General features: G+C 71.0%; 13 protein-coding genes, 1 tRNA gene and 2 pseudogenes. 10 read left to right on the forward strand and 6 right to left on the reverse strand.

What is annotated here, in order from left to right; genetic code table 11:
- The 5 genes and pseudogenes from ACWC09_RS51365 to ACWC09_RS51385 form a co-directional block, all read right to left on the reverse strand.
- A pseudogene (locus ACWC09_RS51365) lies at positions 1-419 on the reverse strand (carbohydrate ABC transporter substrate-binding protein); the annotation flags it as partial.
- Positions 420-659: 240 nt separating this feature from the next.
- Positions 660-2621, reverse strand: coding sequence for a copper resistance CopC/CopD family protein (locus ACWC09_RS51370; protein ID WP_450859083.1), 1962 nt, complete (start codon positions 2619-2621; stop codon positions 660-662).
- A gap of 138 nt (positions 2622-2759) precedes the next feature.
- Complete coding sequence (locus ACWC09_RS51375; RefSeq protein ID WP_450859085.1) at positions 2760-3521, reverse strand: SDR family NAD(P)-dependent oxidoreductase; 762 nt, start codon at positions 3519-3521, stop codon at positions 2760-2762.
- Positions 3518-3985, reverse strand: a complete 468-nt coding sequence (locus ACWC09_RS51380) for a cupin domain-containing protein (protein ID WP_450859098.1) — start codon at positions 3983-3985, stop codon at positions 3518-3520. The genes ACWC09_RS51375 and ACWC09_RS51380 overlap by 4 nt, the downstream gene beginning before the upstream one ends.
- Positions 3986-3990: 5 nt before the next feature.
- A pseudogene (locus ACWC09_RS51385) lies at positions 3991-4410 on the reverse strand (GNAT family N-acetyltransferase); the annotation flags it as partial.
- A 70-nt stretch (positions 4411-4480) separates the two neighbouring features.
- Here ACWC09_RS51385 and ACWC09_RS51390 point away from each other — a divergent pair.
- The 6 genes from ACWC09_RS51390 to ACWC09_RS51415 all read left to right on the forward strand — a co-directional run bounded on the left by ACWC09_RS51390 (position 4481) and on the right by ACWC09_RS51415 (position 7899).
- Positions 4481-5074, forward strand: a complete 594-nt coding sequence (locus ACWC09_RS51390) for an HhH-GPD-type base excision DNA repair protein (RefSeq protein WP_450859086.1) — start codon at positions 4481-4483, stop codon at positions 5072-5074.
- A 66-nt stretch (positions 5075-5140) separates the two neighbouring features.
- Positions 5141-5806, forward strand: coding sequence for an HdeD family acid-resistance protein (locus ACWC09_RS51395; RefSeq protein WP_450859088.1), 666 nt, complete (start codon positions 5141-5143; stop codon positions 5804-5806).
- Between the two features lie 66 nt (positions 5807-5872).
- The gene (locus ACWC09_RS51400) at positions 5873-6190 is read left to right on the forward strand and encodes a hypothetical protein (protein WP_450859089.1); all 318 of its coding nucleotides are present in this window, start codon (positions 5873-5875) and stop codon (positions 6188-6190) included.
- 47 nt (positions 6191-6237) lie between these two features.
- Positions 6238-6360 carry a hypothetical protein gene (locus tag ACWC09_RS51405; RefSeq protein WP_450859090.1) on the forward strand — a complete coding sequence of 41 codons (123 nt, stop codon included), beginning with the start codon at positions 6238-6240 and terminating at the stop codon, positions 6358-6360.
- Positions 6361-6841: 481 nt separating this feature from the next.
- Entirely contained in the window at positions 6842-7138 is a 297-nt protein-coding gene (locus tag ACWC09_RS51410) for a type II toxin-antitoxin system VapB family antitoxin (RefSeq protein WP_003999914.1), read from the forward strand.
- Between the two features lie 113 nt (positions 7139-7251).
- Positions 7252-7899, forward strand: a complete 648-nt coding sequence (locus tag ACWC09_RS51415) for a LytR C-terminal domain-containing protein (protein ID WP_450859092.1) — start codon at positions 7252-7254, stop codon at positions 7897-7899.
- A gap of 91 nt (positions 7900-7990) precedes the next feature.
- Here the strand turns inward: ACWC09_RS51415 and upp are convergent, their stop codons facing one another.
- A complete protein-coding gene (upp, locus tag ACWC09_RS51420; RefSeq protein ID WP_450859094.1) occupies positions 7991-8626 on the reverse strand; it encodes a uracil phosphoribosyltransferase in 636 nt (211 codons plus the stop codon).
- A 94-nt stretch (positions 8627-8720) separates the two neighbouring features.
- Here upp and ACWC09_RS51425 point away from each other — a divergent pair, with 94 nt between their 5' ends.
- From ACWC09_RS51425 to ACWC09_RS51440, 4 genes are all read left to right on the forward strand, one after another.
- Positions 8721-8906, forward strand: a complete 186-nt coding sequence (locus ACWC09_RS51425) for a hypothetical protein (RefSeq protein WP_450859095.1) — start codon at positions 8721-8723, stop codon at positions 8904-8906.
- Positions 8907-9146: 240 nt separating this feature from the next.
- Positions 9147-9674, forward strand: a complete 528-nt coding sequence (locus ACWC09_RS51430) for a tRNA adenosine deaminase-associated protein (RefSeq protein WP_450859100.1) — start codon at positions 9147-9149, stop codon at positions 9672-9674.
- Between the two features lie 56 nt (positions 9675-9730).
- Positions 9731-10156: a tRNA adenosine(34) deaminase TadA gene (gene tadA, locus ACWC09_RS51435; protein WP_450859097.1), complete on the forward strand. Its 426-nt coding sequence runs from the start codon at positions 9731-9733 to the stop codon at positions 10154-10156.
- A gap of 45 nt (positions 10157-10201) precedes the next feature.
- Positions 10202-10286 (forward strand) — tRNA-Ser (locus ACWC09_RS51440).
- Positions 10287-10354 lie beyond the last annotated feature (68 nt).

The following is a 10354-nucleotide window of genomic DNA, read 5'->3' on the forward strand; positions in this document are numbered from 1 at the left end:
TCGGGGAAGTTGCCCCCGATCTTCTCCCACACGTCGTCGATCGGGGAGGCGAGGTTCTTGGCCGCGAAGAACTGCATGCGGTAGCCCGCGAACCACTTGAACACGTCGTCCGGCGTGCCCTGCAGATACGAGTTGATCTGCTCCTGGAAGGTGTTGTGGTCCTTCGTGTTCACCTTGGCGGTGATGCCGGACTGCTTCTTGAAGTCCGCGTACACGGCTGCGTACGCCTTCTTCGGCACGGCGTCCGAGTCGTTCGAGCCGACACTGACGGTCTTGGGGTCGGACGAGCTGCCACTGCTGCCGCAGGCGCTCAGTAGGGGTATCCCGGCGCCGGCGACCAGTGCGGCGCCACCGACTCCGCGCAACAGGCTGCGACGGCTCGGCGAAGGGAGGGACAGACCCGAGGGGGAGAGGTCCATGTACGGCTCCTGAAGGCAGGGTTCGGCCGCGAAAGCACCAAGTCGAAACAAGTCGAAAACGACCAGAAATCAACTCGACCGAACATCGTGGGCGTAATAACAGCCGCATGTCCGGTCATGGGTCAAGAGTGGGTGAAGACCTTTGTTGAAACGTGACCGACACGTTTGTGATCGTTTCGTCCGAGCAGTCGAACGAAACTGCCCGGTTGTGGCCGTGTATGCCGGATTTTGGATGTGACTCTAGCGGGCGATCCGCACGGACTTCGAGACGGTGACCTGATCGATATCCGACGTCCTGACCGTGGCGTTCATGGTCCAGGTGCCGGCGATCGGGAGGGTGACGGAGTTCGTCCCCCAGTACCCGCCCAGGTCCTTGAGCCTCGCGTCGATGGGGCCGATCTTCTGCGCGCGGAGCGTGAAGGAGAGCCGCAGCTCGGGAACGGTGGAGATGCCGCCGTCGGGCCCGAACACCACGGCCTGCACGTTGTTGTCGCCGACCCGGCCCGGATCGAGGGTGATCTGCACCTTGCCGTGCCCGTTGGGCGTCCCGACGTCGAAGGGGATCGTGGTCACGGACGCGGCGGGCAGCCCGCCGGCCGACGCCGGCTGCTGTTCCGCCTCGGCCGCGGCCCGGCCGGGGAGGGTGCCGGTGAGGACCGTGGTGATGACCAGGACGAGAACGCCTACGGCGACTTCGGCCAGGACGCTACGGCGGAGGGCCCGGCGGTGCCGGTCAAGGGTGCCCGACTGCTCCGCCGGTGCCTCCGACTCGGGCAGCGCCGGCCTGCCGCCGCCCACCGTCTCCGGCACCCGTTCCCGTACGACCGTCTCCGCCGGGGCCGCCACCAGCCGTGCCGTCCAGCGCCGGGAGAGCCCGGCGACCGTCAGCAGCAGCGCCACCGCGGCGAGCTTGACGAGCAGCAGACGGCCGTACGTGGTCCCCGTGAGCGCGCTCCAGGAGCCGAGGCCGCGCCAGGACTGGTAGACGCCGGTGACGACCAGGACGGTCACGGAGGCGAAGGCGAGCCGCGAGAAGCGGGCCACGGCGGCCGGGGCGACATCGGTGCGGTAGAGCAGGATCAGCAGCGCCGTGAGCCCGCCCAGCCAGACGGCCATGGCGAGCAGATGCACCACGGACGACGCCATGGCCACGGGCACCTGGATCCCGGCGGAGGCGTGCTCGGCGGCGGCCCAGGTGAGGGCCAGGGCGATGGCGAGGGCGGTGCCGGCGGCGAGCAGGGGGAGGGGGGCGGCGGTGAGCGGGGGGCGCGGGGTGGTTGCGCGGGCCTCGGGCTGGGCGGACAGCGGGCGCGGATCGACGTCCGGCTCGGCGTTCGCCCGCCCGGTGCCTTCGCCCTCGCCGCTCGCCGCTTCCAGCGGGCGCGGGACGGCCTGGCGGGCGGCATCCTCCGGCCCGGCCCCCTCGCGTCCGACGCTCTCCAGGCCCGCCGTCCACGACCACCCCGCCCGTTTGCGAAGCCACACGAACGCGACCGCCGCGACCAGCAGCAGTCCCACGCGAACCACCAGGACCAGCCCCGGCCGCCCGGTCAACGTCCGTGTGAACGCCCCGGCGTCGAAGGCCGCCGACGGCCCCGCCCCCGTCTCGTACGGAGCCCGCAGCACCACCAGGACCAGGGTGGTCCCCAGCAGGGTCCACCAGCCCGCCACCAGGGGCCTGCGGAGCGGGGCCGGGTCCGTCGGGCGGCACACCGCGACGAAGGCGGCCGTGCCGAGGAGGAGGGCCGCTGCCAGGTAGGCCAGATAGCGGGCGATGTTGTAGAGGCTGGCCGTGGCGGGGTTCTCGACGGGACCTGGGTTCACCGAGGCCACCGTCGCCGAGGGTTTGCCGATCGAGAAGGTGAACGCGCCCGAGACCGGGTGGCTGTCCGCCGAGACGGCTCGCCAGGCCACCACGTACGTGCCCTGCGCGAGCTTCGTCGGCAGCGTCACCCGGGCCGTGTCCGAGCCACCCGGCCCGTGCTCGGCCCTGCCCGTGCGGACCCGCCTGTTGTCGGGGTCGAGGACGCGGAAGGAGTCGTCGAGCAGGCCGACGGACTCGGTGAAGGTCAGGGTGATGTCGCGGGGTGCGGACTTGAGGACGGTTCCGTCCTGGGGGTCGGTGGAGGTGAGGGCCGCGTGGGCAGAGGCCGTTCCCGCCCCGCCGAGGACGAGCAGGACCAGCACGGCCGCCAGCAGCACCAGCCCTTGAACTCCTCTGCGGCCGCCGCGCCCCCGGAGTCCTCGCCCTGCGCCACCTGCACCAGCACACTCCACGTGGTCTCTCCGTCGTCGGACTCGCCGCCTTCCGGATAGGTACGGACGCGACCCGCCGAACGCTCACCAGGTGGGCCGTGCCGACACCCCTCCGTCCACCACCAGGTCGTGCCCCGTCACCCAGGAGGCAAGGCGCGAGGCGAGGAAGACACACGCGTTCCCCACGTCCTCCGGCGCCCCCAACCGCCCCAGCGGCACGGCCTCCTGCCACCGCCGCACCCCCTCCGGCCAGTCCTCGGCCAGCCCCTCCCGCCCGATCAGCCCCGGCGAGACCGTGTTGACGCGGATCCCGTACGCCCCGTACTCCAGCGCCGCCGACCGGGCATGCATCACGACCGCCGCCTTGGACGCGCTGTAGTGCGCGTGCAAGGCCGCCGGCTGCCGCGCCTCGATGGAGGCGATGTGGGTCACCGAACCGCCCCCGCGCTCCCGCATGACCTCCGCAGCAGTCTGCGTACACGCGAACACGCTCGACAGATTGGCGTCCACGACCGCGCGCCACTCACCGGCCGTCATCCCGGCCAGCTCCCGGACCGGCTGCACGCCCGCGTTGTTGACCAGCGCGTCCAGCCGCCCGCCGCCCCACTCGGCGGCCTCCCGCACCACCCGCGCGCACACGCCGTCGTCGGTCAGATCACCGCGCAGCACGACGGCCCGCCCACCCGACCCCTCGATCCGGTCCGCGACCTCCCGCGCCGACTCCACCGCCGTACGGCAGTGCAGCGCGACCTCCGCCCCCTCCCGCGCGAACCTCAGCGCGATGCCCCGGCCGATCCCGCCGCCCGCGCCCGTGACCAGGGCGACCTGTCCTTCGAGGAGTCTCATGGGCGGCAGAGTTCCAGGATGCGCGCGGCTGCCTCCGGATACCGCGCCGTGAGGTCGACGGCCTCCCCGTGCTCGTAACCCTCGTAGGTGAACCCGGGCGCCATCGTGCAGCCGAAGAACGACCACGCCCCGAGGGTCCGCCCGCCCATCCAGGTGCCGGCGGGGACGGTGAACTGGACGTGCTGGCCGCCCAGGACGTCCGGGCCGAGGACGGCCGTGGAGGAGGTCCCGTCAGGGGCGAGGAGCAGGAGTTCCAGCGGGTCGCCGAGGTAGAAGTGCCAGATCTCGTCGGCGGGCAGGCGATGCAGTGCGGAGAAGTCGGACGGGGTGAGGAGGGCGACGATAGCCGTCCCTTCCGGACGCCCGTCGGGTCCCGGCGGTCCCGCCCAGGTCGAGCGGAAGAGCCCGCCCTCCCGCGGGATCGGCTCCAGTCCGTAGTGCGCGACGAGGTCTTCCACGGTCACCGGGGTCACTCGCCGAAGGCTACCTCCCGCTCCAGGAACGCCAGTCGCGTCTGCTTCTCGGGGAGATACCCGTCCGGGACGTCGATCTCGGGAAGCACGACCACCGGGCCGGCCACGAAGCCCGGCCGCAGGAAACGGGCGATGGCCTTCTCGTTGCGCCCATCGGGATCGACGACGCCCCGGCGCCGGTCGAGGTCCTTGAGCACCTAGGAGGTGATGACCTCGAAGAGCGCCGCCGTCCACCCGGACCGCGCCCCGTCCGGACCGGCCGGTGCGAGCAGGACATGGATGCCGATGTCGCCGTCCCGCACCTCGTGGCACTCGCTCACCCGGTCGGCCTCCGGCTCGTGGAGCAGCGCGACCGGTTCGCCGGCCCTCGTCAGGAGGAAGGCGTGGTGGGTGTCGAGGGTGGCCATGGGATGCCCCATGTGTCGCGGTGTGGTGAAGGCCCGATGGCAGTGGGCGTCCCGCTCCGCCGCGCGGCATGATCGAGGCATGGACCTCATCCTTCACCTCGCCCAGGACCCCGAGGCCGACGAGCTCCTCGGGCGCTCCCCGCTCGCCGCGCTCGTAGGGATGCTGCTGGACCAGCAGGTTCCGATGGAGTGGGCGTTCAAGGGGCCCCGCACCATCGCGGACCGGCTCGGCGCCGACGACCTGGACGCGCACGAGATCGCCGCGCAGGACCCGGAGGCCTTCGCCGCGCTGCTCTCCGAGAAGCCGGCGGTGCACCGCTACCCGGGCTCCATGGCCAAGCGCATCCAGCAGCTGTGCCAGTACCTGGTCGAGCACTACGACGGCAACGCCGAACTGGTGTGGAAGGGCGTCGCCGACGGCCGTGAGCTGCTGCGGCGTCTGGAGGAGCTGCCCGGCTTCGGCAAGCAGAAGGCCCAGATCTTCCTGGCGCTGCTGGGCAAGCAGCTCGGTGTACAGCCCACGGGGTGGCGGGAGGCCGCCGGGGCCTACGGCGAGGTGAAGTCCTTCCGGTCCGTGGCCGACATCACCGGGCCGGAGTCGCTGGCCAAGGTGCGCGCCCACAAGCAGGAGATGAAGGCGGCGGCCAAGGCGGCGAAGGCCGCCAGGAAGTAGCGGCGGGCATCAGCCGGGCGGCTCCCAGGGGTGGCGCCCGGCGCTCGGCGGGTCCAAGCATGGAACATGACCGACCCACCGAACCCATCCGCCTGGAGTCCGGACTACGACGACCGCAAGGTCCACGCCGCCGGACACGCACGCGGCTTCGAGGCCCACGAACCTCCGCTCGAAGGCCCCCTGCACGCGCTCTCGAAGGCCGTCTGGCAGGTCGTTCTGATCACCGGCGTCGCCTCCCTGGTCCTCGGCGTCCTGGTCCTCGTCTGGCCGGGCGCCTCCCTGCTCGCGGCCGGCGTCCTGTTCGGCCTCTACCTCCTGTTCAGCGGCGTCTTCCAGCTGATCGCCGCCTTCGGCACCCACAGGACGACCTCGTTGCGGGTGCTGGCCTTCATCAGCGGCGCCCTCTCCATCCTCCTGGGCCTGTTCTGTCTGCGCGGCCCGATGCGCTCGATCCTGCTGCTCGCCCTGTGGATCGGCATCGGCTGGCTCATCCGCGGCATCACCCAGACCCTGGCCGCCGCCCACGACAAGGAGATGCCGGCCCGCGGCTGGCAGATCTTCCTCGGCGTCCTGACCTTCGTCGCCGGCATCGTCCTGATCGACTCCCCCTTCGAGTCCGTCGCCGTCCTCACCCTGGTCGGCGGCATCTGGCTGGTCGCGGTCGGTGTCGTCGAGATCCTCACGGCGCTCCGCATGCGGGGCCGGGCCCAGGAGGTGCCGCGCTCCCTGTAGTCCGTACGGGCGTATCCGGCACCCGGCATGCTGAACAGCGGGCGTGTCGCGGGCAGATCACCTCCCGTGAGCACCGCACGACGCCCCCGCCCCGGCCGCTCCTGGCTCCGTGTGCTCGCGCTGCTGCTCGCACTCCTGGCGCCCGGGGAGGCCTGTGCGACCGCGTCGACACCGGTCGCATGCGTGGCGTACGACGGTGTCGAGGCGGCCCTGCCGCCCCTGGTCCGCACGGTCCACCGTCAGGTCGTGGCCCTGCGGCCGTCCCTGCTCCCGGCCCCGGCTCCCGACCCGACCGAGCCCCTCTGCGGCGCCGTACTCCCGCGCTTCGACGCCGTACTCCCCCGGACACCGCACACCCTGCGCACCGTGGTCCTGCGCTGCTGACAGACCCCGCCCCGGAAGAGGTCCGTCACGACGCGAGGAACACAGCCATGCCCACCGACCCGTACGCGGTCCTGCGCGCCCTCCTGCGCGCGGAGGCGGCGCGCAACGCGCCCAAGCCGGAACCGAAGCAACCGCAGCCGAAGCAGTCCCCGGAGAAACAGGACCGCTGACCCGACGGCGGAGGCGGGCCCACCGCCTCCGCCGTCACGCGGTGGCGCCGACCGTGCCGTTGCCGACCATGGTCGCCCCGCAGGCGCAACGAAGAACTCCCAAACCGCTCAGAAGCGAACAGGCCGGGCCCGCTCGGGCCCGGCCTCCGGGTGTCCAACCACGCCTGAAGGTCCGTCCACTCGGCGGTGTCGAGGACGGGCTCGCGGCTCATCACCGGCAACGACGTCCGTCGGTCCACCAGGGTTCGGTAACCACGAGGCGAGCTGCGCCCGAACAGACCCCTGCGACTTGTCCGGTCGCCCGACACTCTGCCGCGCGTACCCGACAGGAGTCTTTGGTTCGCCCATAGGGGGGAATGTGTCAGCAACCAGATCGCACCCACCCCCTTTGACCAATATTGGCCGCAATCTGTACGCACTTGCTCGCGTGAGCCGAGCCGGGAGGCTGCGCCCGGAGAGGCTTGACCGGTAGGCTTTCCGTGTGATCTTCAAGCGCATCGGAAACGGCCGGCCGTACCCCGACCACGGCCGGGAAAGCACCCGGCAGTGGGCGGACGTCGCGCCGCGCCCGGTCCGCCTCGATCAGCTCGTGACGACGAAGGGGCAGCTCGACCTGGAGACCCTCCTGGCCGAGGACTCGACGTTCTACGGCGATCTGTTCGCCCATGTCGTCAAGTGGCAGGGCGACCTGTACCTGGAGGACGGTCTCCACCGCGCGGTCCGGGCGGCCCTGCAGCAGCGCCAGGTGCTGCACGCGCGCGTGCTGGAGCTGGACTGACGCGCGCCTGTTCAGAGGCCGACCGGTAAGGGCTTGGCCCTTTCGGGTTCACCTGTGCGGCGTCGAATGATCATCTAGTAGGCATCGCCGCTCAGGCGCACTACGCTGCGCTCATGAGCATGCTGACTCCCCCAGGCATGGGCGGCAAGTACCGGATCACGGGGGACAAATTCCCGCGCATGCGACAGCGCCGTCGGCGCGGCAGGTTCGTGGTCGTCGTGGTCGCCTCCGTCGCCGCGCTGAGCCTGATCGGCTGGGGCACGTTGCAGCTCATCGACATCTTCACGGGCGGCGGCAAGAAGGCGTCGGCGGCGGGGCCGAAGGCGGACTGCGCGACGAAGGCCGGCCCGTCTCCCACCACCACTGCGGCAGCCTCGGTGCCGAAGCCCGCGCAGATCACCGTCAACGTCTACAACGCCACGCCCCGCAGCGGGCTGGCCAAGGACACCGCGGACGAGCTCGAGAAGCGCGGCTTCAAGATCGGCGACGTGGGCAACGCCAGTAAGGAATTCGACAAGAAAATCAAGGGCACGGCGATACTGCTGGGCCCTTCGTCGTCCCTGAACAGCTCACTGCCGGTCCTCGCCACTCAGCTGACATCGGCTGAGCGTCGTACGGACGCGTCCCGCAAGGGGGCCGACGTCGACCTGATCATCGGCAACGGCTTCAAGAACCTCACGGCCAAGTCGGACGCCGACAAGGCGCTGGCCGCGCTGGGGAATCCGCAGCCGGCGCCGACGTCGTCGAAGAAGAGTTGTTGAGAGATTTCGGAGCGCCGTAGGGGTGCTTGTCGTGGGGCGAACTGCGGGTCCGTCGTAGCCGGCCGCGCAGTTCCCCGCGCCCCTGGGGGTTCTACTCAGCGGCGCCGTAGAGGCGATCCCCGGCGTCGCCCAGCCCCGGCACGATGTATCCGTGCTCATTGAGCCGCTCGTCCACCGCCGCCGTCACCACCGTCACCGGCGTACCCGCCAGCTCGCGCTCCATCAGCTCGACGCCCTCAGGGGCCGCCAGCAGGACCACGGCGGTCACGTCGTCCGCGCCGCGCTTGATGAGTTCCTGGATCGCCGCCACCAGCGTGCCGCCCGTCGCCAGCATGGGGTCCAGGACGTACACCTGACGGCCCGAGAGGTCCTCCGGCATGCGGGAGGCGTACGTCGAGGCCTGGAGCGTCTCCTCGTTGCGGATCATGCCCAGGAAGCCCACCTCGGCCGTCGGCAGGAGGCGGACCATGCCGTCCAGCATGCCGAGGCCGGCCCGCAGGATCGGGACGACCAGCGGGCGGGGGTGGGAGAGCTTGACGCCCGTGGTCGGGGAGACCGGGGTCTTGATGTCGACGGCCTCGGTGCGCACGTCGCGCGTGGCCTCGTAGGCGAGCAGGGTGACCAGCTCGTCGGCGAGACGGCGGAAGGTCGCGGAGTCGGTGCGCTGGTCGCGCAGCGTGGTGAGCTTGTGGGCGACCAGAGGGTGGTCGACGACGTGGAGACGCATGCCCTAACAGTAACCGCGCCCAGGTGAGGCTCGCCCTGGCATCAAACCGCCCATCAGAGGGAAAGTGGGAGAGACACAGCGGGGTGGTGAGCGTATGCCCGAGCCCGAGTCCCGAGGGGACGCGTCACAGCCGGAGACCGACGCCGAGCGCAGGCGCCGCAGGACTCAGTTCCTGCGCGACCTCGCCGAGGCCCGGGAGCTGCGGGACCGCGTACAGCCCAGGCGCGCCAAGGTCGCCCGCATGCGACACGCGATGCGCATGCGCACCTTCCGCTGGTAGGCGTAAGCCGCCTCACAGCCGTCGTAACGCCAACCGGGTGCATGCGCCTCATGATTGCCGCGTACGATCCCGCTGGTGGTCGATCAAAACGAGCGGACACAGGGAGCCGAAGACGTCCCCTGAACGCCTTGTTTCTGCCACGATTCCGAGTGGGCGGGGCTCGGAGCGCAGCTCTCCCGTCCATAACCTCCGCCGGGGGGACCCCCAACCGGCACGCCTATGACCAGTGGGAGAGTCACGGTGTACTTCGCCGCACTGCTCGCGCGCACCGAAGACGGGTGGGAAGCGAGCGACACAGAGCTCGACGATGTGGAAACCCTGTCGGATCTGGCCGATCTCGCCCGGGAAGCCTCCGAGGACGACACGGTGCTCGTCCTGATCGAGCAGGAAGAGACGTGGTTCGGCGTCGTCCGTATCGACGGCGAGGACGACCCTCGTATCTATGTCTCGGACGCCGCCGCCGCTGCCCGCAGCAGCTACGGCGAGATCCTGCTCACCGACGAACTGCTCGGAAGGGAGCCGGGTGACGACGACGTCGCCGACCTGGACTCCCTCGACCTCGACGGCACCGAGGACGGTGAGGACGAGGACGACGGCGACGATGACTCGCCGTCCACCGAGGCCGTGCCGCACAGCCCGGTCGGAGACCCCGAGATCCTCGACGACCTCGGCGTCAGCGCCAAGGAGCTGCGCTCCCTGGACGAGGACGCCCTGAGCGCGATCGCCGAGGCCCTGGGCGCCTCGGAGGTCCTGGAGACCGTCCGCTGACCTCGGCGACGGCACACGGCACACCCGACCCGGTACGCGACCGCTGGCGGGCCGCGATGCGGCTCGCCCTGGACGAGGCCCGGCGGGCCGGCCCGGACGTTCCCGTCGGCGCCGTCGTACTGGCCCCGGACGGTACGACGGTGATCGGCTCCGGGCACAACGAACGCGAGGCCACCGGCGATCCGACGGCGCACGCCGAGATCCTCGCGATCCGGCGGGCCGCCGCCGACCTCGGCGAGTGGCGGCTGACGGGCTGCACGCTGCTCGTCACGCTGGAGCCCTGCACGATGTGCGCGGGCGCGATCGTGCAGTCCCGGCTGGACCGGGTCGTCTACGGCGCCCGCGACGAGAAGGCCGGCGCGGCCGGCTCCCTCTGGGACGTCGTACGCGACCGGCGGCTCAACCACCGCCCCGAAGTCATCGAGGGCGTACGCGCCGAGGAGTGCTCCCGCCTGCTCACGGAGTTCTTCCGAGCTCGGTGAATACGGATTTCTGAGCACGGCCCGGCGTGCTGTAAGGTCTCTCTCGGTAGCGTGTCCGAGCGGCCGAAGGAGCTCGCCTCGAAAGCGAGTGTGGCGCAAGTCACCGAGGGTTCAAATCCCTCCGCTACCGCAGGTAGACGAGGGGCCCGGTCCGATGGACCGGGCCCCACCTCGCGTGACGGCGCACAATCCGGGACA

The sequence above is a fragment of the Streptomyces sp. NPDC001617 genome (assembly GCF_053596855.1).